The 21,537-nt window shown below is 66.8% G+C and carries 19 protein-coding genes; 8 read left to right on the plus strand and 11 right to left on the minus strand.

Going from position 1 to position 21,537, the window contains the following annotated elements; genetic code table 11:
• Positions 1–6: 6 nt before the first annotated feature.
• The 6 genes from uraD to ACVWWN_RS03005 all read left to right on the plus strand — a co-directional run bounded on the left by uraD (position 7) and on the right by ACVWWN_RS03005 (position 6,936).
• The gene (gene uraD / locus ACVWWN_RS02980) at positions 7–507 is read left to right on the plus strand and encodes a 2-oxo-4-hydroxy-4-carboxy-5-ureidoimidazoline decarboxylase (RefSeq protein WP_457142557.1); all 501 of its coding nucleotides are present in this window, start codon (positions 7–9) and stop codon (positions 505–507) included.
• On the plus strand, positions 508–831 hold the full coding sequence (gene uraH, locus ACVWWN_RS02985; protein ID WP_457142558.1) for a hydroxyisourate hydrolase: 324 nt from the start codon (positions 508–510) through the stop codon (positions 829–831).
• A gap of 123 nt (positions 832–954) precedes the next feature.
• A complete protein-coding gene (locus ACVWWN_RS02990) occupies positions 955–2,418 on the plus strand; it encodes a xanthine dehydrogenase small subunit (protein WP_457142559.1) in 1,464 nt (487 codons plus the stop codon).
• Positions 2,415–4,805, plus strand: coding sequence for a xanthine dehydrogenase molybdopterin binding subunit (xdhB, locus tag ACVWWN_RS02995; RefSeq protein WP_457142560.1), 2,391 nt, complete (start codon positions 2,415–2,417; stop codon positions 4,803–4,805). The genes ACVWWN_RS02990 and xdhB overlap by 4 nt, the downstream gene beginning before the upstream one ends.
• 11 nt (positions 4,806–4,816) lie before the next feature.
• Positions 4,817–5,656, plus strand: a complete 840-nt coding sequence (gene xdhC / locus ACVWWN_RS03000; protein WP_457142561.1) for a xanthine dehydrogenase accessory protein XdhC — start codon at positions 4,817–4,819, stop codon at positions 5,654–5,656.
• Positions 5,653–6,936, plus strand: a complete 1,284-nt coding sequence (locus ACVWWN_RS03005; RefSeq protein WP_457142562.1) for a guanine deaminase — start codon at positions 5,653–5,655, stop codon at positions 6,934–6,936. The genes xdhC and ACVWWN_RS03005 overlap by 4 nt, the downstream gene beginning before the upstream one ends.
• 7 nt (positions 6,937–6,943) lie before the next feature.
• On the opposite strand, the gene ACVWWN_RS03010 is transcribed toward ACVWWN_RS03005, so the two are convergent.
• From ACVWWN_RS03010 to ACVWWN_RS03020, 3 genes are all read right to left on the minus strand, one after another.
• Entirely contained in the window at positions 6,944–8,446 is a 1,503-nt protein-coding gene (locus ACVWWN_RS03010) for an NCS1 family nucleobase:cation symporter-1 (protein WP_457142563.1), read from the minus strand.
• A gap of 30 nt (positions 8,447–8,476) precedes the next feature.
• A complete protein-coding gene (locus ACVWWN_RS03015) occupies positions 8,477–9,211 on the minus strand; it encodes an aspartate/glutamate racemase family protein (protein WP_457142564.1) in 735 nt (244 codons plus the stop codon).
• A gap of 166 nt (positions 9,212–9,377) precedes the next feature.
• Entirely contained in the window at positions 9,378–10,637 is a 1,260-nt protein-coding gene (locus tag ACVWWN_RS03020) for a DUF6986 family protein (protein WP_457142565.1), read from the minus strand.
• A 122-nt stretch (positions 10,638–10,759) separates the two neighbouring features.
• On the opposite strand from ACVWWN_RS03020, the gene ACVWWN_RS03025 reads away from it, so the two are divergent.
• A complete protein-coding gene (locus ACVWWN_RS03025) occupies positions 10,760–11,521 on the plus strand; it encodes an IclR family transcriptional regulator (protein WP_457142566.1) in 762 nt (253 codons plus the stop codon).
• Between the two features lie 430 nt (positions 11,522–11,951).
• Here ACVWWN_RS03025 and ACVWWN_RS03030 read toward each other — a convergent pair whose 3' ends face one another.
• The 6 genes from ACVWWN_RS03030 to ACVWWN_RS03055 all read right to left on the minus strand — a co-directional run bounded on the left by ACVWWN_RS03030 (position 11,952) and on the right by ACVWWN_RS03055 (position 18,848).
• Positions 11,952–13,430, minus strand: coding sequence for a sodium:solute symporter family protein (locus tag ACVWWN_RS03030; protein ID WP_457142567.1), 1,479 nt, complete (start codon positions 13,428–13,430; stop codon positions 11,952–11,954).
• The gene (locus ACVWWN_RS03035; protein ID WP_457142568.1) at positions 13,427–13,693 is read right to left on the minus strand and encodes a hypothetical protein; all 267 of its coding nucleotides are present in this window, start codon (positions 13,691–13,693) and stop codon (positions 13,427–13,429) included. The genes ACVWWN_RS03030 and ACVWWN_RS03035 overlap by 4 nt, the downstream gene beginning before the upstream one ends.
• Positions 13,690–15,117 (minus strand): amidase, encoded by a 1,428-nt coding sequence (locus ACVWWN_RS03040; protein ID WP_457142569.1) that lies wholly within the window; start codon positions 15,115–15,117, stop codon positions 13,690–13,692. The genes ACVWWN_RS03035 and ACVWWN_RS03040 overlap by 4 nt, the downstream gene beginning before the upstream one ends.
• A gap of 148 nt (positions 15,118–15,265) precedes the next feature.
• Positions 15,266–16,210 (minus strand): Lrp/AsnC family transcriptional regulator, encoded by a 945-nt coding sequence (locus ACVWWN_RS03045; protein WP_457142570.1) that lies wholly within the window; start codon positions 16,208–16,210, stop codon positions 15,266–15,268.
• Positions 16,211–16,504: 294 nt separating this feature from the next.
• Positions 16,505–17,521 carry an L-idonate 5-dehydrogenase gene (locus ACVWWN_RS03050; protein WP_457142571.1) on the minus strand — a complete coding sequence of 339 codons (1,017 nt, stop codon included), beginning with the start codon at positions 17,519–17,521 and terminating at the stop codon, positions 16,505–16,507.
• 58 nt (positions 17,522–17,579) lie between these two features.
• On the minus strand, positions 17,580–18,848 hold the full coding sequence (locus ACVWWN_RS03055; protein ID WP_457142572.1) for an MFS transporter: 1,269 nt from the start codon (positions 18,846–18,848) through the stop codon (positions 17,580–17,582).
• Positions 18,849–19,075: 227 nt separating this feature from the next.
• On the opposite strand from ACVWWN_RS03055, the gene ACVWWN_RS03060 reads away from it, so the two are divergent.
• Positions 19,076–19,411 carry a hypothetical protein gene (locus tag ACVWWN_RS03060; RefSeq protein WP_457142573.1) on the plus strand — a complete coding sequence of 112 codons (336 nt, stop codon included), beginning with the start codon at positions 19,076–19,078 and terminating at the stop codon, positions 19,409–19,411.
• 114 nt (positions 19,412–19,525) lie between these two features.
• Here ACVWWN_RS03060 and ACVWWN_RS03065 read toward each other — a convergent pair whose 3' ends face one another.
• Together ACVWWN_RS03065 and ACVWWN_RS03070 are read right to left on the minus strand one after the other, a co-directional pair.
• Positions 19,526–20,452, minus strand: a complete 927-nt coding sequence (locus ACVWWN_RS03065) for a hypothetical protein (RefSeq protein ID WP_457142574.1) — start codon at positions 20,450–20,452, stop codon at positions 19,526–19,528.
• Positions 20,452–21,534: a hypothetical protein gene (locus ACVWWN_RS03070; protein ID WP_457142575.1), complete on the minus strand. Its 1,083-nt coding sequence runs from the start codon at positions 21,532–21,534 to the stop codon at positions 20,452–20,454. The genes ACVWWN_RS03065 and ACVWWN_RS03070 overlap by 1 nt, the downstream gene beginning before the upstream one ends.
• Positions 21,535–21,537 lie beyond the last annotated feature (3 nt).

Here is a 21,537-nt window from a genome sequence, read left to right on the forward strand (position 1 = left end):
ATCAACATGACCGGCGACGTCTCCGTCGACGGATTCAACGCGCTCTCCGATACGGAGGCGACACGACGGCTGCTGACCTGCCTGCGGGTCCCACGCTGGGCCGCAGAGGTGTCCGGTGGGCGGCCGTACGCGGACTACGCCGCGCTGACCGCCCAGGCCGAGGCGTCGGCAGCCGAGTTGTCCGACGACGACCTTTCCGCTGCGCTGGACGGCCACCCCCGGATCGGCGAGCGGGCCGGTGTCGGGCACGACGCCGAATTCTCCGCGCGGGAACAGGCGCAGGTGGATCGCGATGACACGGAGGTGTTGGCCGCTCTGGCCGAGGGCAACCGGGAGTACGAGGGGAGGTTCGACCGGGTCTTCCTGATCCGGGCCGCCTGTCGCAGCTCCAGCGAGATCCTGTCCGAGCTGCGCCGCCGGCTGGGCAACGACGACGACACCGAGCGGGCCGAGACCGTTGCCGCGCTGCGCGAGATCGCCCTGCTCCGATTGAAGGACGTGATGTAAGTGGGAACCCTGAGCACGCATGTGCTCGACACCAGCGTGGGTCGAGCGGCCCAGGGCGTCACCGTCGCGCTGGAGCAGGGCGGCGTACAGATCGGCGACGGCGTCACCGACACCGACGGCCGCATCGGCTCGATCGGGCCGGATCGGCTCGGGGCAGGCGACTACACGTTGCGCTTCGACACAGGCAGCTACTTCGCCGGCGCCGGACGTGACTACTTCTATCCGGAAGTCGTCGTGGTGTTCACGATCGCCGACCCGGACCAGCACTACCACGTACCCGTGCTGCTCAACCCATTCGGCTACGGGACCTACCGTGGCACCTGAGCGCTCGATCCCCGACGGCGCCGCCGTCGTGACGATGGACACGGACTCACTCAAACCTCGGTCCGCGCAAACCGCACACTGCCGGTCTGCGCGTGTACCGACCGGCAAGGAAGGAACGGCGTCATGACGACGACACCCAGCGTTTTGGTCAACGGCGAGCAACGCCCGGTCGTCGATATCGAGCCGTATGTCACCGCGCTCGACTGGCTGCGCGACCAGGGGCTGACCGGCGCCAAGGAGGGCTGCGCCGAGGGCGAGTGCGGCGCCTGCTCGATCATGGTGGCCCGGCCCGACGGTGACGGTCGCACCCTCTGGACCGCGCTGAACGCGTGCCTGGTGCCGGTGCTGTCGCTGGACGGCCAGGAGCTGATCACCGCCGAGGGCCTCGGCAAGCCGGGTGCGCTGCACCCGGTGCAGGAAGAAATGGCACAACGCGGGGGCTCCCAGTGCGGCTACTGCACGCCCGGCTTCATCTGCTCGATGGCGGCCGAGTACTACCGGCCGGACCGGACTCCCTCCGACCCCAGCAGCAACGGGAAGCAGGCGGCCGACCATGAACACGGGCCGAACGGCTTCGACCTGCACGCGCTGAGCGGAAACCTGTGCCGCTGCACGGGATACCGCCCGATCCGGGATGCCGCCTACGCGTTGGACATCCCGCGCGGGGAGGACATGTTCGCCCAGCGCTGCGCAACGCCGCCGCCTGCCGTCCCCGCCACCCGGGTGCGGGTCGGCGACACCGAATTCGCCCGGCCCGCCGACCTGGCCGCGGCGGTGGCGCTGCTGGCCGAACGGCCGGACGCCACCGTCATCGCCGGATGCACCGACTGGGGTGTCGAGGTCAACCTGCGCGGCACCCGCGCTGCGTTCGTGGTTGCCGTCGACCGGCTCCCCGAATTGCGGACGTTCAGCGTCGGCCCATCCGAAGTCGAGATCGGCGCCGCGCTCACGCTGTCCGAGGCCGAGCGGCTGCTGGAGGGGCGGATTCCGCTGCTCGATCAGCTCTGGCCGCAGTTCGCCTCCCGGCTCATCCGCAACGGCGCCACGCTGGGCGGCAACCTCGGCACCGCCTCCCCCATCGGGGACGCACCGCCCGCGCTGCTGGCACTCGAGGCGAAGCTCGTCCTGTCCGGGCCGGACGGCGATCGCGAGGTCGCGCTGGCCGACTACTTCACCGGCTACCGGCAGACCGTGAAGCAGAGGGGCGAACTGATCCGGGCGGTGCGTATCCCCATGCCGGCTGCCACCATGGTCGCCTTCCACAAGATCGCCAAACGGCGGTTCGACGACATCTCCAGTGTCGCAATCGCATTCGCCTTGGACGTCGCCGATGGTGTCGTCGAACGGGTGACCATCGGCCTCGGCGGGGTGGCGGCCACACCGCTTCGCGCCACCGCCACCGAAGACGCGCTGCGTGGCCGCCGATGGACCGCCGACACGGTGCGGGAGGCCGCCGCCGTGCTCGGGCGCGAGGGCACCCCGATCGACGACCACCGGGCCAGCGCCGCCTTCCGCGCGGCGATGCTCGAGCAGTCGCTGCTCAAGTTCCATGCCGAGTCCGCAGTACCAGAGGAGGTCACGTCATGAGTGAACTCAGTACCCGTCCGCCGCGCCCGGTGGTAGGCGTCGAGATGCCGCACGAGAGCGCGGATCTGCACGTCACCGGACTCGCCCTGTACACGGATGACTTGGTCAGCCGATACCCCGGCGCACTGCACGCATACCCGGTCCAGGCTCCGCATGCGCACGCCCACGTGCGCTCGATGGACACCGCGCCTGCCCTGGCCGTGCCGGGGGTGGTGTATGTGCTCACCGCTGCCGACGTGCCAGGGGTGAACGACGCGGGGGTCAAGCACGACGAGCCGCTGTTCCCCAGCGAGGTCATGTATTACGGGCACCCGGTGTGCTGGGTACTCGCCGACACGCTCGAGGCGGCCCGGATCGGGGCCACCCGAGTTGCCGTCGACTACGACCCGCTGCCGTCGCTGATGACGCTCAAGGAAGCCATCGCCGCGGAGAGCTACCAGGGGTTCCGGCCCGTGCTGCGCCGCGGCGAACCGGAGGCCGCATTCCCGGGCTGCGCGCACGTCTTCGAAGGGGAGTTCGAGTTCGCCGGGCAGGAGCATTTCTATCTGGAGACCCACGCGGCGCTGGCCAGCATCGACGAGAACGGGCAGATCTTCGTCCAGTCCTCGACGCAGCATCCGACCGAGACGCAGGACATCGTCTCGCACGTGCTGGGCAAGCCGAACCACGAGGTCACCGTGCAATGCCTGCGCATGGGCGGCGGCTTCGGCGGTAAGGAGATGCAGCCGCACGGATATGCGGCCATCGCATCGCTCGGCGCGGTGATCACCGGCCGACCAGTGCGGGTGCGGTTCAACCGAACTCAGGACATCACGATCTCCGGCAAGCGGCACGGTTTCCACGCGCTGTGGAAGGCCGGCTTCGCCGCGGACGGCACGATCCAGGCGTTGACCGCGACGCTGACCGCGGACGGAGGCTGGAGTCTCGACCTGTCCGAACCGGTGCTGGGCCGCGCGCTCTGCCACATCGACAACGCCTACTGGATCCCGAACATCGAGGTGCACGGGCGGATCTCGAAGACCAACAAGACGTCGCAGACCGCGTTCCGCGGGTTCGGCGGGCCGCAGGGCATGATCGTGACCGAGAACATCCTCGGCCAGTGCGCGCCCGCGCTCGGCATCAGTGCCCGCGAACTGCGCAGGCGCAACTTCTATTCGGCCGGGCAGACGACCCCGTACGGCCAGGACGTGCGCCATCCGGAGCGCATCGAGCAGGCCTGGAGCCAGGTGTTGGAGAGCGGCGACATCGACCGGCGACTCGTCGAGATCGAGGCGTTCAACGCCACCCACGAGCACACGAAACGAGCGCTCGCGATGACCCCCGTGAAGTTCGGTATCTCGTTCAACCTGACCGCCTTCAACCAAGCCGGCGCGTTGGTGCACGTGTACAAGGACGGCTCGGTGCTGATCAACCACGGCGGCACCGAGATGGGCCAGGGCCTCCACACCAAGATGCTGCAAGTCGCGGCGACCGCGCTCGGGGTGCCGCTGTCGAGCGTGCGGTTGGCGCCGACCCGCACCGACAAGGTGCCCAACACCTCTGCGACGGCGGCCAGTTCGGGCGCCGACCTCAACGGCGGCGCGGTGAAGAACGCCTGCGAGCAGATCAAGGCCCGGCTCGCCGAGGTGGCCGCCGAGGAACTCGGAGGGGTACACCCGGCCGACGTCCGGTTCGTCGACGGCAAGGTGACCGGGCTGGCGGCGACTGACCGCGAGCTGGATTTCGCGGAACTGGTGAATGTCGCTTACCACCAGCGGGTGCAACTGTGGGCGGCAGGCTTTTACCGCACCGCGGGGCTGCACTGGGACGCCGCGCGGATGCAGGGCTCGCCGTTCAAGTACTTCGCGTACGGGGTAGCGGCCAGTGAGGTCGAGGTGGACGGGTTCACCGGCACCTACCGGTTGCGCCGGGTGGACATCGTGCACGACGTCGGCGACAGCCTGTCCCCGCTGGTCGATCTCGGCCAGGTCGAGGGCGGGTTCGTGCAGGGCGCCGGCTGGCTGACCCTCGAGGACCTGCGCTGGGATACCGGCGACGGGCCGTCGCGCGGCCGGTTGGCCACGCAGGCGGCCAGCACCTACAAGCTGCCCAGCTTCTCCGAGATGCCCGAGGTGTTCAACGTGACACTGTTGGATAAAGCGCACGAGGACGGCGCCGTGTACGGGTCGAAGGCGGTCGGCGAGCCGCCGCTGATGCTGGCCTTCAGTGTGCGCGAGGCACTGCGCGAGGCGGTCGCGGCGTTCGGCCCGACCGGGCACTGCGTTGACCTCGGCTGCCCGTCGACACCCGAACAGGTGTTCTGGGCGATTCAGCGCGCCCGCTCCACGGATGCCCCGATGCGCCCCAAGGAGGCGCCCGCCGTCCAGGTCGCCGGAGGTGGCGGCTAGCCATGCACTGGATGAGCGCGATAGCGCGGCTGCGCGAGCAGCGAATGCCTGGGGTGCTGGTCACCGTGATGGCCGTGCGCGGGCACGCACCCCGTGAGGGCGGGGCGAAGATGGTGGTGTCCGCGCACGACTGCTGGGGCAGCATCGGCGGTGGCAACCTGGAGCAGTCGGCGTTGTTGGCGGCACGCGAGCTACTGTCGGCGGGCACCCGGGAACCGGAGACCAAGACCTGGGGTCTCACCGAACAAGCCCGGACGCAACACGGCGTCCAGTGCTGCGGCGGTGAAGTGACCGTGCTGTTCGAACCGCTGTGCACGGTGCCCGCGGTGGCGATCTTCGGCATGGGCCACGTCGGCTGCGAACTGGCCCGGATCCTGGCACGACACGACATCGAACTGCACCTGGTCGACTCGAGGGCGCAACACGCAGAGCCGGCGCGGCTGGCCGCGCTCACCGCCGACGCCGAGGCCAGGGTGCACACCCATCACGCGGTCGTGCCGGAGCTCGTGCTGGGCGAATTGCCCGCCGGCTGTCACGTGCTGCTGATGACCCACGACCACGCCGAGGACGTCGCGCTGTGTGATGCCGCGCTGCGTTGCCGGCACCTGGGTTCGATCGGCCTCATCGGGTCGTCGGTGAAGTGGCGTCGCTTCGCCCGGCGGCTGACCGAGGAGGGCCACGACGAGGCGGCCCTGAGCCGCATCACCACTCCGATCGGGCTGCCGCAGATCACCGGTAAGGAGCCCGCGACCATCGCCGTCAGCGTGGCCGCCGACCTGCTGCTGCGGTTCCAGCGCGAGCGTCCGGTGAGCACCGAGGCCGGCGCCGAGGCGGCGGAGACCGCTCGATGAGGATCTATCGCGGAACCGTGCTGGACACCCCGGCTTCGCCGTTCACCGGCGGGGTGCTGCGCGCCGAATCCGACGCCGGGATCGTGGTGGCCGACGGTGTGATCACCGATCGGGGCCCGTTCCAACAGATCCAAGCGGCGCATCCGGACGCCGAGCTGTTCTACCTGAAGGGCGGTGTGGTGCTGCCCGGTCTGGTGGACACCCATGTCCACTTCCCCCAGGTGCGGGTGATCGGCGCGCTCGGCATGCCGCTACTGGACTGGCTGGAGCGGAGTGCGCTGCCCGAGGAAGCCCGGATGGCCGATGCCGACCATGCGCGCGATGTGGCCGACGAGTTTGTCGACGGGCTGATCACGGCAGGCACCACAACCGCGCTGGTTTTCGGGGCGCATTTCGCAGCGGCGGTCGACTGCCTGTTCGAGCAGGCGGCGGCCACCGGACTGCGGGTCTGCTCCGGGTTGGTGGTCAGCGACCGGCTGCTGCGCGACGACCTGCTGATCACCCCGGAGCAGGCGCACGCCGACGGGTTGGCGCTGGCAGGCCGATGGCACCGCAAGGACCGGCTGCGCTACGCCGTCACGCCACGGTTCTCGCTCTCGACGACTGTCGCGATGCTGGAGTCCTGCGAGGCGCTGCTAGGCGAGATCGACGGTGCGCTGTTCACCTCACACGTCAACGAGAACACCGCGGAGGTCGACAAGGTGCGCGGGCTGTTCTCGGAGTGCAGCTCCTACGTCGACACCTACGGTCGTCACGGGCTGCTCGGGCGACGGAGCGTGTTGGCGCACAACGTACATTCCACCGACGCGGAGTTGGACCAGCTGGCCTCGGCCGGCGCGAGCGTGGCGCACTGCCCGTCATCGAACAGCGCGTTGGGCAGCGGGCTGTTCCCTATGCGCCGGCATGTCGAGCACGGCGTGCGGGTGGCGCTGGGCACCGATGTCGGTGCGGGCACCAGCTTCTCGGTTATCCGGGAGGGCCTGCAGTCGTACTTCATGCAGGCCCTGCTGGGGGCTGACGGGTTGCCGCTGACCGCGGCGCACATGCTGTACCTGGCCACCGCGGCCGGCGCCGCAGCGCTGGAGATGGACGGCGACGTCGGCGACCTCTCGGTGGGCAAGCAGTTCGACGCGGTCTGGGTCGGCTCCGGTCCAGGCACCACGTTGAGCCGTGTACTCGCGCACGCCGCCGACGCCGATGACGCCCTGGCCAAGGTGTTCGCCCTGGCCGGGGCGTCGGACGTGCGCGGGGTCTGGGTCGGCGGAGATCGTCTGCGCTAGCAGCCCGTCACTCGACGGCCTGCTGGTCGGGGCGCGCGACCATCTCCTCGATGGGCCCTTGGACGAGCGGCTTGCCGCGGGTGACCATGTAGTAGGCGATGGCGCCGAGGGCTGCGCCGATGAACCATCCGAACGGCGCGACCTTTTCGAACATCGGCACCAGCGCGAGGACCAGTGCGATGGTGGCGGATGGCACGAACGCAATGACAGCCTGCGGATTGACGCCGTTGCGGTAGTAGTACTTCGACTCCGGCGTCGGCAGGTACAGATCCGGAATACTGAAGCGGCCCTTGCGATACCAGAAGTAGTCCAGTGCCAGGATTCCGAAGAACGGGCCGAGCAGAGCGCCGAGTCCGCCGAGGAAGTAGGCGATCACCTCGGGGCTGTTGTACAGGTTCCACGGCATGGACACGAGGGCCAGGATCGAGGTGATGATGCCGCCCTTGCGGAAGCTGATCCGCTTCGGGTTGATGTTGGACAGGTCGTAGGCGGCCGAGACGAAGTTCGCGACGATGTTCACGCCGATGGTGGCCAGCACGAAGACCGCGCTGCCCAACAACATGATGATGTCGCTGTCGACACGCTTGAGCAGCTCAGCCGGATCGAGAACGGCCTCGCCGTAAACCGAGACCGAGGCGGCCGACACGACAACTGACGTCAGCGCGAACGCGGTCCAGTTGAGCGGCAGGCCCCAAAGATTGCCCTTCACGACGTCGGTTCGCGACGGGGAGAAGCGGGCGAAGTCGGAGAAGTTGAGCATCAGGGTGGCGAGCACGCCGACGGTGAGGCCGACGGCCGCGATGGTCTGATAGATCTGTTCGCCGGTCGACAGGTTGGCATCCCCACCGCCCTGCGTCCAGGAAATGTTCCAGTTGGCCTGCGACAGCATCCAGACTGCGAGCGCGATCATCACCACCCAGATCGCCGGGCCCGCCCAACCTTGGAAGTGCCGGACGGCCTCCATACCCTTGGCGACGATCACCATCTGGATGGCCCACAGGATCAGGAATGCGATCCAGCCGAGCAGGTCGAGCCCGAACACCCTGGTCTCGGCCAGTCCTTGAAGGCCCGGAAAGAAATGCAGCAGTAAAACTTTCAACGCGATGGAGGCAAGGAACGTCTGGATGCCGTACCACGCGATCGCCACCGCACCGCGCACGAGTGCCGGGATGTTGGCGCCCCAGATGCCCCACGACATCCGCGATACGACCGGGTACGGGGCGCCGGTGTCATGGCCCATGAAGCCGGACATGCAGCAGCCGGCGAAGATGATGAGCGCGCCGCCGAGGATGCCGAGCGTCACCTGGATCGGGCTGAGGCCGATCAGGAACAGGCCCGCGGCAAAGGTGTAGTTACCGGCGTTGTGCGCGTCGTTCATCCACAGCGAGAACAGGCTGTAGGTGGACCACTTGCGCTCGTGCGGTTCGGCGGGCTTGAGGTCCTTGTTGTAGAGGCGACCTTCAGGATCCTGTGCCGCCAGGGCAACGGGGTCGAACTCTTGGGTTGGCATCGTGTTACTCCGAATCGTGAAGGGATCAAATCACCGGTCGGCGCCGGGCGACATGGGCCAGCCGCTGACGCGCTTTTGACGCGGAGTGGCGAAAGTCCTTGTCTTACTGGTGGTCAGGCCGAGTCCGACGAGGGCCTCGGCGAGTTTGACGGCGGCGGTGACGCCATCGACGACGGGTACCGACGTGGCGGCGGCGACGGCCTCGTCGAGACCGGCCATGCCGCCGCAGCCGAGACAGATGACCTCGGCACCGTCCTGGGTGACCGCGATCTCGGCCTCGGCGACAATCGCCTTGACGGCGTCTTCGGGTCGCTCCTCCAGTTCGAGGACGGACATGCCGCTGGATCGCACCGAGGCGCATCGGGCGTCGAGCCCGGCGAGCTTGAGCCGGTCCTCGATCAGCGGGACCGTGCGATCGAGCGTCGTGACGACGGAGTACTTGTGCCCGAGTAACGACGCGACGTGGCCCGCCGCCTCGGTGATGTCGATGACCGGTACGTCGCACAGTTCCTGCAGGCCTTCGCGGCCGTGCTCACCGAAGCCCGCCTGGATGACTGCGTGGTATTTGCCTTCGTAGTGGCTGACGACGTCCATGACACCGACCGCGGCGAGGTAGCTCTCGAAGTTGCCCTCGACCGATTCGGCACCGAAAGTCGGTGTGAGACCTACGATTTCGGTGCCGGGCGAAGCCACTGAGCGCGCTGACGCGGCGATCGCGTCGGTCATGCTGGCGGTGGTGTTGACGTTGACTACGAGGATTTTCACGGCTGCGCTCCTGAGGCCGACCGGCCTGCTCTCGTTTTCCGTATTATGGATTTTAATTTCCGATTAACGATAGTGTGGGCGCGATCACAGCGCCTTGTCAAGGGTGTTCGCCCAAAAGAATGACCGGTGCAGCCCTGAGGAGTGCACCGGCCATAAATTTCGTGGATCAGGATTTCGGGCGACGCTTTGCGAGGACCGCCAGGACATCGGGGTCCACACCGACAAGCTGGTCGAGCTCGCTCGCGTCGACGGCGCCGCATTCAAGCCCGCGCAGCAGATACCCCGCCATGGCCGCTGCCGTCGCCGGCTCGTCGAGGAAACCGGACTGGCCGCCGTGCACGTACGCGCGGAGCCTCTGGGCAGCACTGGCCAGCCCCTCCCTGAAGAAGGAGTACGTCGCGACATAACGGCTGGGCAGATGGCCGGGATGCATGTCCCAACCCTGGTAAATGCCCTGCTCGAAGGATCGGCGGACCAGGCGCACGTGTAGACGCCACGCGGCGTGCACCGCATCGCGGTCACCCACGGGAAGCACGTTGGTCGAACCGTCCGAGACGAACACCCCGGTGCCTGCGGCCGCGAGTTGCATGACGGCCTTGGCGTGGTCGGCGACCGGATGCTCCAGACTCTGGTACCCGGCCGCAACGCCCAGGGACGCGGAGTAGTCGTACGTGCCGTAGTGCAGTCCGGTGACCCGGTCCCCGCCTGCGTGGACCATGCGGGCGATGAGTGCGGTCCCGTCGTTGCCCAGGATCGCCTGCGGGGTTTCGACCTGAATCTCGAAGCGCAGCGTGCCAAGCTCGAGCGAGCATTCCTCCTCCACCTGCCCGAGCGCGAACACGAACGCCTCGACCTGGTCCACGGATGTCACCTTGGGGAGCGTGATGACAAAGCCGTCGGTCAGGCCGCCGGCGTCGACCAGCGTGTGCACGAACAGCTGCAGCGTGCGCGCCCCGCGGCGGCGCGTCGGCGCCTCGAAACTCTTGACCCGAATTCCGTGAAAAGGCGCGGCTTTTCCGGCTGCGATCGACGCGGCGAGGGCCTGGGCGGCAGCGACCGTCGCGGCATCTTCGTCCTCGTCGGGCCGGATGCCATAGCCGTCCTCGAGGTCGATACGCAGATCCTCGATGGCCTCCACGTCCAATTTGCGGCGGATGCGTTCGTAGATTTCTGTGGCGATGCCAGGCTGCAGGTCGAGCGCTTGGGCCAGCTCCGCCGCGGAGCCGCCGTGGGCAGCCAGTGCACTTCTGGCCTCCTCGGCCCACGCCCCGACGGTGTCCGAGTCGAAGCGGTCAGCGGGGACGTAGACCGTGTGCACCGGTTGGCGACGGCCGCGGTCGCCCGGGTACGCCGCTGCAAGGGCCGCGTCAGCTTCCGCCAGCCGGGCGTCGAGTTCGTCCGCGAGCGCGTTGAAGTCGTGAGTCATGGAAGAAGTACCTCGCTGGGCTCGTTGTTTTCGTATTGCGGAGATAATATCTGGATAGCGGAAAAACAAAACCCCGCTGGAGGATACTAAACTTCCGGCATACGAAAACGGGAGATCACGCAATGACAGCGACCGAAACCAAGGCCCGGACGGGATCCGTCCAGTCGATCGGGCGTGCCTTCTCGCTGCTGGAGTTGATGGCCGATGCCGGCGGCGCACTCGCGCTTTCGCAGCTCGCCAACCAATCCGGCCTGCCCTTGCCCACAATCCACCGGCTGCTGCGGACTTTGGTCGATCTCGGTTACATCCGCCAGGAGTCGTCGCGGCAATACGTTCTCGGTCCTCGACTGATCAGGCTCGGTGACGCCTCCTCGAAGATGCTCAGCGTATGGGCGCGCCCGCATCTGGCGAGACTCGTTGACGAGTTAGGCGAATCGGCAAATCTCGCGATGCTCGACGGCGACGAGATCGTGTACGTCGCGCAGGCGCAGTCCCGGCACTCCATGCGGATGTTCACCGAAGTAGGCCGCCGGGTGGAGCCCCACTGCACAGCGGTCGGCAAGGCGATCATGGCTCACATGCCGCCCGACCAGGTGCTCGAAATCCTCAAGCGTTCAGGCATGCCCCGGCACACCGACACCACGATCACCGACCCCGAACAGTTCGCCGCACAGGTCGCCTGGTCGGCCATGCACGGTTACGCCGTCGACGAGGGCGAGCAGGAGATCGGCGTCCGCTGTGTTGCCGTGGCCATCCCCGACACATCGTCGCGACTCGCGCTGTCGGTGTCAGGACCTGCGGGTCGGGTGACCGACCGGCTTATCGAGAGGGCCGTGCCGCTGTTGACGGCTGCCGGCAAGGCGCTCTCCGCCGACTTGAGTTGATGCTCCCAATTCAGCTGTTGCGCGCGGTGTTCCAGCGCGAACCGCGACAGCCTGCGGCACCAGGTATACAAGCGGCCGACCGCGATCGTCGGCGCTCTGGTGGTGTCGTTGAAAGCCAAGCTTGTCCAGGACGGGCATAGACGGTCGCGTAACCGCAACCGTGGAACCGTTTCAACAGCTCGTAGGCGATCTCGGGCTCATCGGGCGACGATGAATGGTGCGTAGTCCGATACCGCTGCTACGGGCTTGAATTCGCTGCTCGGCCAGTCGAAAACGGACGTCTCGCACCGACTCGGTGGTTCCGCCCTCCTGCTCGCCGAGCAATTCGTGATTTCCACCGGGCATCGCATTGGTCACGCAACTGTAGGGAAAGGCGCTGAGTGGGCATCGACGGCGCCATCGCGGCGTAGCGCATCACCGGACTCCTGCTCTAGCGGCTACCCAGTAGCGAAGTGAACCGCTCGGCGGGTGTCTGCCGGCCCGATGACTTGCGGGCGCCCGGGGCGGCACTGGGGATTTCGGTGTGTCGCCGACGGGCACGGACAGCCAGTTCAACGACGCCGAGCGCAATCAGGTTTGGCCCCAGGGCGATCAGACCGGAATCCCAACTGCCGATAGGGATTTCGGCGAAGGTGATCACGACGACGGTGAGGGTGCCCACCACGGTTCCGCTCATCGCCGCCGTCGCGCTCACCCGGACCCGGGTGGGCAGCGCCGCCGCGATGACGGGGGCCAGTTGCGTCAGCCCGCCATAGGTGAGCAGCAACAACGCGCCGATGTCGGCACCGGTGATGCTGAACGACAGGGCGGCGGCAACCGCCACTACGACGAACAGCCGGTTGAGCCGGAACCTGGTCCGCTCCGGAGCGGTGAAGCACACGTTGTTGGCGAGCAGCGACGAGATTCCCATGGTGATGGCGGCGGCGGGAACCATGGCGGCCGCGGTTCCACACACGGCCACGAGGGCGACCAACCAACCGGGCATCGTCTGCTGGCTCACGGTGAACAGCACGTTGTTGCTTTTCGTGTCAGGGTCGATCAGCAGGACCGCGCCCATGCCGACCGTGATCGGCAGGAGCAGCAGCAACTGATAGACCCCCAGCCACTTGTAGTTGCTCCGCAGGATCTCGCCGCTCTTGGCCGCGAGCACCGGCGGCCACAGATGCGGAAACACGTTGAAACTCGCGCCTATCGTCGTGACCACCACCGCGGTGATGAAGAACGTGGCGTCGTAACCGGCCGCATGGGTGGTGAGCAGTTCGTCGCTGGTCTCGGCGACCTTGGTGAAGACCTCGGGGAAGCCGCCGGCCGCGCCGACCGTCGCGACCGCGACCACCACGAGCGCCAGCAGCATGCCGAAATCCTTGAAGACGGCCACCCGGGCAATGCCGTGGATACCGGCCCACGACACGAACACCACGACGAGTGCGCTGGCCAGCACCATGCTCAGCCCGCGCGCCGACGACGATCCGGTGGCGAGTCCGACGATCAGCCCGAGTCCGGTGATCTGCAACGCGAGGTACGGCACCAGGAACAACGCGCCCACCACGGCCATGACGACGCTGAGCGGGCGGGAGCGGTAACGGTCGCAGAAGAAGTCCGACATCGTGAGATATCCGCGTGCGGCGCCGAGGTCTCGTAGGCGGGGCGCCACGAAGTACATCCCGACGGCGCTCGCGGTGAGGTAGCAGACCGCGAACGTCGCGCTGACTCCGCCGGTGAAGGCGATGCCCGCCAGACCGAGAAAGCTGAACGTGGTGAGTGATTCGCCGGCTTGCAGGAACCAGGAGGTCCAGCGGGGCAGGTCACGTTCGGACACGGTCCAGCCGGACAGGTCGCGACGGCGCCGGCCGGAGAAGCCGATGACGGCGATCACGACGATGCCGACGACGATGATCGTGGTCATCATCGGGCTTCATCCTCCTCGGGCGCAGCTTGCGTTCGACGGTTGATGCGGAGGTCGACCACCTGCAGCGTGGCCACGGTCAACACCACGAGCGCGGCGACCCAGACCAGGACGGCGGGGACGCCGAACCATGTGGTCGGCGTGGTGGCGAACGGAAGCAGCGGCGTGATGGTCATCAGGACGATCGGTACACACGCGGCGGCGACGCGGCCGGGCGTCGCGACGCGGCCGCCGGCGTGGGTCTCCTGCGGGATCGGGGTGGTCATGCCGTCAGTTCTCCTTCAAGTGGGTTGGCCGTGGGCATTTCGAGTGCGGATTCCAGCGCCGACGCGATTCGCAGCAGCGTCAGGTCGCGGCCGGGCCCGGCGAGCAGGTGCGCGCCGACCGGAAGACCCGCCGGGGTGAACCCGGCCGGCAGTGACAGCGCCGGGATGCCGAGCGGCGTGAAAAGCCATGCCGAGCGCATCCAGTCGAGGTAGTCGTGCATGGGAGTGCCGCTGACGAACCGCGGCCACGTCCATTCGACGGGGAACGCGGCGATCTGCGTCACCGGAGCGAGGACGAGGTCGTAGTCGTCGAAGAACCGCGCTGCCGACTGGCGCAGTCGGGTGAGTTCGGCGTAGGCGGTCATGACGTCGCGGCCTGACAGCGCGGCGCCCTGACGGATGTTGTCGGCCAGGAAGTCCACGAAGCCGTGCGGGTGCGCCGCCAGGAGGTCCCGCCAATTGGCATCGAACTCGGCGGCGCGCAACGTGCGGAACACCGCGTCGGATCCGTCGAGGTCGGGACACGCATCCTCGACGCGCGCGCCGGCTTGCTCGAGAACCGCAGCGGTGCAAGCGATCACGTCAGCGACTTCGGGGTCGACCGGCACTCGTCCGCCCAGGTCGGCGGTGTACGCGACGCGGATGCCGTGCAGATCGGCCGGGCGCAGCGACCGCAGACCGGCCGTGTTCGGGCTTGCGTCGTACATGTCCGACGACGGCGTCGCGGCGATCACTGACAGCAACAGGGCAACATCGTCGACCGTGCGAGCCAGCGGACCGTTGGTGGCGAGCGGGTTGAACGCGTCGCGTTCGGCACCGTTGGGCACCAGTCCCGGCGTCGGCCGCATGCCCACCACGCCGCAGAACGACGCGGGGTTGCGCAACGACCCGCCCATGTCGCTGCCATCGGCGATCGGGACGAAGCGCGCGGCGAGGGCTGCGGCCGCACCGCCACTGGAACCGCCCGCAGACCGCGTGACGTCGTAGGGATTTCGGGTCGGACCGAACACCCGGTTGACCGTGTGGGATCCGGCCGCGAACTCCGGCACGTTGGTCTTGCCGACCAGTACCGCACCCGCTTGCAGGATGCGTTCGACGTGGCCGTCATTGATGGCGGGAACGTTGTCCGCGAACAACGGATGCCCGAAAGTCGTTCGCATGCCCGCGGTTTGGGCGGTGTCCTTGATCGCCACCGGCAGCCCGTGCAGCGGTCCGCGCCGACCAGCCGGCACGGCATCGGCGGCCGCGGCCCGCTGGATGGCGCCGTCATGGTCCAGCGTGACAATCGCGTTGATCCGCGGGTTCAGCTGGCCGATCGTGTCGAGGTGAGCGCGAACCAGTTCAACCGCGCTGATCTGACCTCTCCGCAGAAGCTCCGCCTGATGGGTCGCCGGCAGTCCGACGACGTCGCGATTCGTATCCATGTTCCGCCGCTGCTCCTCGTGCCACGTCACAATCCGGACGGACTGCGATGTGAGTCACTATACGTGTAATACGGCTCAAAACGATAGGTCTAATTATTCGTATGGGTCATATCGGACGACTAGATGTATATTTTGCGTCGTTCGGGCGTTAGCGCTCATCGGTCCGCAGGCCGCTGCGCTTGTATGTCGCGAGCACGGGCGAGGTCCGAATCGAGTCGACCGCGGCAGCCCAAGGTTGCTCGATCAGGAAACGGCGCAGGTCGTCAAGCGTCGAAACGGCGACATCGACGATCAACTGGTGATCACCCATGGTCATCGCGGCGTACCGGACGTGCGGTGAGTCCAGGATCTGCCCGGCGATCCGATCAATGTCGCCCGGCGCTACCCGTATCCACAGGATGGCCGCGACGTCCAGGCCGAGCAGCTTGGGAGAGACCACCGCGCGGACGTCGACCTTAGTGGCGACGAGCGCGGTCAGTCGTCGTCGGATGGCGGGTTCGGATTGCCCGATCCGCGCGGCGATATCGGCGACCGAGACCCGCCCGTCGGGAGCCAGGATCTCGTACATCTCGCGGTCGGCAGCGGTGGTCAGCGGGACCGCATCGTCGTAGAGCCGCCCGAATTTCGCGTTGAGTTCGGCGACTTCCGACGGCGTGAGGAGGGCGGGCATCCACGTGCTGAGTGTGCGGTAATAGGTGAGGATGGGCGCCGCGTTGACTCCGGTCACTCCTTCGATCGCCGGGATCTCGTCGAGCACCGCGCGGGCCAGCGCGCCTTCTGACGGCTGCAGTTCCTCGACGATGATCCGCGCCGGCGCGCTGAGTGCGAACACGAACACCGTGTCGGCACGCTCCGCCAGCGCACGCGCCACGGCATCGAAACGCTGTGGCACCGTAGTAACTTCGATGATCGCTGTCTGCGAGTACCTCGGCAGCGCGACCACGCGCACCGCGCCCGACGCGAGCAGCGCCGTGCCCCGCCGGGTCACGGTGCTGAACGGTGCGTCGAGCACCTCGGCAATGCGGCGCCACGACGCGCGGCCGTCCACCTGCAGCGCGCCCACGATTCTGCGATCGAGTTCGTCGAGCCTCATGCCTGTGAAGTATGCCGCCGAAGGCCAGTCGCGTGAGGGCGGCGCCCGGCGTCGACGTGCTGCGCCTGTTCCGTTGACCACACGGGCGCGCATCCGTCCTGCTGGTGGCAAAGGACAGTTCTTTGGGTGCGCACGTGCGGGTAATCGGTCACCATTGATCGCCTGAACATCGGTTACTGGTGGAAATTGGTTGTGCGCCTGATCAACTGGGTGTCCGTGGCAGGAGGGTCGCCTGTCCATCGCGAAGCATCCCGTCAAGTTCCCCGCGCCGAGGCTGAGCGCTACAGGTAGGACTTAGTCATCGGACAGTCGCAGCACGACTTTGCCCGAGACGGCCGGATCGGCCGACACGTCCATCGCCGCCACGGCGTCGGCGAGGTCGAAGCTGTGGGTGATGACCGGGTCCAGAGCGGTGGAACCGGCGAGCAGCGCGATCGATTCGTCGAATTCGGTGTCGAACCGGAAAGCGCCGCGGTAGTCGATTTCCTTGGCCACCAGGGCGGACAGCTCAGCAGGTCGAGGTCCGGGCGGGAACATCCCCAACTGCACCATGACTCCGCGGCGTCGGACTGCCGCGAGGGTGGCACCGACGGCCGCGGAGGCACCGGATGCCTCGATCGCCACGTCGAAGTATTGATCGGGCAGGGTGTCCGAGCCGATCCGCACCGTGCGGTCGACGCCAACGTCCAGGGCGATCTCCAATGGGTGATCGAGGATGTCAGTGGTCCAGACTTCCGCGGCGCCCGCCGCTTTGGCAGCGCCGGCGGCGAGGATGCCGATCGGTCCGGATCCGCCGACGAGTACCTTGGCGCCGGCGACCCCGCCGGCCCGGTTCAGTGCGTGCAGGCCAACCGCCAGCGGTTCGGCCAGTACCGCCCTCGACAGCGGGAGAGTGTCTGGCAGCACCCGGATCTGGTCCTGCCGGACGATCATGTATTCGGAGAAGGCGCCCTGGGTGTGGGGGACGCTGGCCGCGGACCCGAAGTATCGGGCGTTGCGACACACGTTGCGGACCCCGGCGAGGCACTCCTGGCAATTTCCGCAGGGGGTGGCCGGGTGGATGGCCACCGGGGTTCCGGTCGCAACAGCACCGGACGGGTCGTCCTCGATCCGCCCGACAACCTCGTGACCGAGCACCAACGGTTCCCGCAGGCTGAACGCACCTACGGCGCCGTGCTGGTAGTAATGCAAATCCGATCCGCAGATGCCGCCATGGGTATTGCGCACGAGAACCTGCCCGGGTTCGGGCGCCCGGGCGAGCACATCCTCGAGTCGAAGATCGCCGGCACCGTGAACCACGAGAGCCTTCATGAATGCGTCCCTTCCGGTCTCAGAGGACGGGCGTTGTGGATCGCCGGCCCGCTCGCCGCTAGCGGGCGATCGCCCCGTGTTCGGTGATCTCCTCGTCCACCAGGTCGCGCGGCCGCCCGACAATCAACACCATGACCACCGCGAGCGCGGCGACCCCGGCAAAGACGTAGAACCCCCACGGATAACCGCGGTCGCCGGCGAGCAGTGCGCCGATGACGATCGGGCCGACGATAGCGCCGATGCGGCCGACACCGGCGGTCCAGCCCAGTCCGGTGGCTCTGCTCCGCGCCGGATAGACCTGTCCGACGAACGCATAGATCAGCACCTGCGCGCTGAACACAAACGTCCCGGTCACCAGCACCGCCGCGTACAGCGGCACCGACGGCATCTTGACGCTGAGCAGGGCGAGTAACACGGCTGCGGCGGCGAACCAGATCAATGCCGCCGGCCGCACGCCGATCCGGTTGGCGACCTGGCCCGCGATGACCAGCCCGACGATCGCGCCGATGTTCAGAATCAACAACAGGCCGAGTCCGACCTTCAGTTCGTACCCGGCCGTCTGCATGAGCCGCGGTAGCCAGGTGTTCATGCCGTACACCAGGACCAGGCCCAGGAACGAAGTGGCCCAGAAGGCCAGCGTCGGGCGGGCCAAACCATTCTTGAACAGCTCGGCTAGCGGGTTAGTGCTCGTCGCGTCGCGGCCTCTCGGGGTCCGGGCGTGCGCCTTCTGCGCCAGGAACACTTCGGACTCCGGCAGATACCTGATCATCAGTGGCGCCAGCAGCAGCCCGGGGACACCGCCGATCACGAACATCCACTCCCAGCCGTAGCCGTTGCCCAAGACCACCAGCCCGAACAGCGCTGTGAGCACGGCACCGACGTGGTAACCGGTCATCACCGTGGTGGTCGCGCTCGACGCCTTGCCTTTGCGCGCGAATTCGGTCACCAGGGTGATGGCGGTCGGCAGGCAACCGCCTAGCCCCAGCCCGGCCAGAAACCGGTACAACCCGAAGGTGAAGATGGAAGTGGAAACGGCCACCGCGAGCGTGAAGATCGAGAAGACGGTCACCGCGAAGATCAGCACCTTACGCCGGCCCAGGTAATCGGTGACGGTGCCGATGGTCATCGCGCCGATTGTCATGCCGATCAGGCCGGTGGTGGCAGCGGTGGTCGCGCTTGCATCCGTGAACCCGAAGACGCTGTCCTTCACCAGGACTGGAATGACGGTGCCCAGCACCACGAGATCAAAGCCGTCGAGAAGCACGGCCGCCCAACACAGCGGCGCCACCCAGCGTGAGTTGCCGACGCTGGCTACCTTGCTCGTCATCGTCGCCCCCGGGCTATGCAACCCACTGTGGCCACGCGGCTTACGCGTAGTCCACCGCTGCCATGCGCGATTTCCGCCATCTTGCCCTCGCTGCTTTCGCCGGCGTCGACCTTCCGGCGCGGCGGGTCCGTATGCGGACAGTAATCTCTGCACCTAATACCCAATGTTGAGTCGCGTTATCCACTTTTGCGGCCGCAACGCCCAGATACGCCCGTCTTCCGCTCAGTATGTTCGCATCGCAGGCCGCCTACTATTCCGAGTTGTTCCGGGCAGAATTCCGATTCAGCGGCTTTGCGCTGGGCCGGGAGATCCCCGGCGCTGTGCTGGCTGGGCCGGCGCCGGTCATCTCCGTCGGGCTGGTCAGCCTGGGCGGTGGCTCGCCCACTCTGCTGGCAGTGGCGATGGTCGTCGTCGCCCTGGCGGGTTTGGTCGCCGTCGTCGCGCTACCTGAAACTCGCGGCATCGACTTGGCGCCGATCGTGGACCCTGTCGTGGAACCTACGACGCCCGGCGCAGCGGCGCCCACCGCCACGCCGCGCAGTCGGCCGATCGGTACGTTCTAGCCGCGCTCAGCCCGCCACTCCCCATCGGCACACCCGACCGTCCTGCCTTCGACAGTTGTGGACATGTCCCGGGCATCATTCCCGTCAACCACCGAATCGGCCTGGTTCTCTTGGTTATACGACCACCGGGTCGTGCTGCTGTGTCACCACCTTGCCCAGGTCGAGTGTGGTGACACACGGACTGTACGTATTCTCGGCATCCACGATGTGATGGGCGCCGGCGATCCGCGGAAACGCACCCGATCCGGGAATCACAGTCTTGCACACGCTCGGATTGTGGAGTGCCGCGAGGAACTGTCCGAGCGTCGTACTGAACTGGACCGCAAACGGCGGCGGTTCCGTTCCCGGATTGGGAACCGCCAAGCTCCATACGCTCAAGACATTGAGCGCGAGCGAGCCAAACGACGCCGACGGTGGCGACGTTACGTTGTCCGATATGTCGAACAAGTCGAGGTAAAAGGTCGGCCATGCCGACGGCGGCTTTGCCGTCGGATCCCAACCGGTCACCTGATGAAACGTGAGCGCTTGAGAGAGGCCTTGCGTCGCATTCGCGATTCCCCAATCCGGCAAAGAAATCGTTTCGGTGTCGCTCGCGTTGAACTGTGTAGGAACCTTGCGACCATTCTGGGCCGTGAGTAACACCATCGGCTCGTTTATGGTGACCACCGGATTCTGTTGCGGCTCGGGAGTGAACGCTTTCGGACTGTAGTCCAGCAGCGCGGCGATGCCGGGTGCGAACTGACTACCGTTTCCGTCCGTGACTGTGTTCACGACTCGGGTTAGGTACTGAAAGAAGCCGTACGAACCTTGCTGCCTCGCAAGAAGAGCCCCCGGCGCGAATCCGATCGTCTGCCGCAGGACGACGACGTAGTACGGCGTCGAGACGCCGTCGACCCAGTATACGTAGAACTGGTTCTGCAAGGTCGCGCTGCCGGTCTGGGTCGCGCTCCCCATCGCGCTGTCGTCGCTCCACGACATCGCGCCAGTGGTATAGCTCGTCGAGGACGTCGCCAGACCCCACGTCGCGCCGAGCGGCGGCACTAGCTGATTACCGTCCGAAGGCGCGGCGGCATAACTGGATCCGTGCGCTGCGGCTCCTGCGATACCGGCACAAAGGGCGTTCCTGAGGGCGTGACCGATATGAACGACCAATTGTCGTAGTTGGTCGGATCTCCGTCCCCCCAAGTCCATGTCGACACATACTGACCGGGGCTGGTCCGATTTCCGGTGACGTTGATGTTCTGGTTTTCATCGCACGCGGGACGTACCGCGAAACAGATCGGCAGGAAGAACGTGGGTGCGAACGTCCACGTGAAGTTGCCCGAGTTATCAGTGGACGCAAACGGGCAGCTCTGCAGTGCCGCATCCAGCCCGCCGTACTGCATGGCGTTACCCGTCGCGACATTGAGAAAGCTGACGACTTGATTGTTGAACCCGCCGGCCGGGTCGCCTTTCCACGACACGACGGCCAGCCACTGCTGACTCGCGGTCCCGTACGACTGGTTTTCGATCACGATGTTTTGGTTCGCCGCACCATTGTCAGAGAGCACCACACCGTCTCCGTCCTGGATGATGGTGCGCGGGAGATTCGGCAGCAATGCCGCAAGCCTCGCGTTGACGTCCGTGTAATCGGGCAACGTCGGGTAGATGCAACCCCACGTATTCCAGGTGGTCGGACCCCCGCCCCAGTTCGTCGTGAAAACCGGCGCATTGATGATCGGGCTGGTGATCGACCAATTTTCGTCGCTGTTGGTCCCGGCTTGAACCGCGGCCCACGAACTGCCGCCCGCGACGATGTTCCACGGCGAGCCCGTCGACAGCTGCAAGAGCTGACTTTGCTGGACCGGCGAATTATCGCCCGAACCCGGATACGTGAGGGCCAGACCGGAGAGTACGTTGACGAACACCGGGGCGGTCGCGGTTTGCATCGAGGCCGCTGTGAAGAACGAGAACAACAACGGTAGCCAAAGTTGAGATGGCTGCTCGGGATCGAGCGGGGCGACGACGACTTGCCCCGTGGGCGAGTCCAAATTCACGGCAAGCGCGAGTTGGCGCCCGCTGGAAACCTCCTGCGAGACGATGTTGACACACCACGGCCCCAAGACCGAGCTGTCGATGCCCATGAA

It is taken from the genome of Mycobacterium sp. URHB0021 (assembly GCF_054057895.1).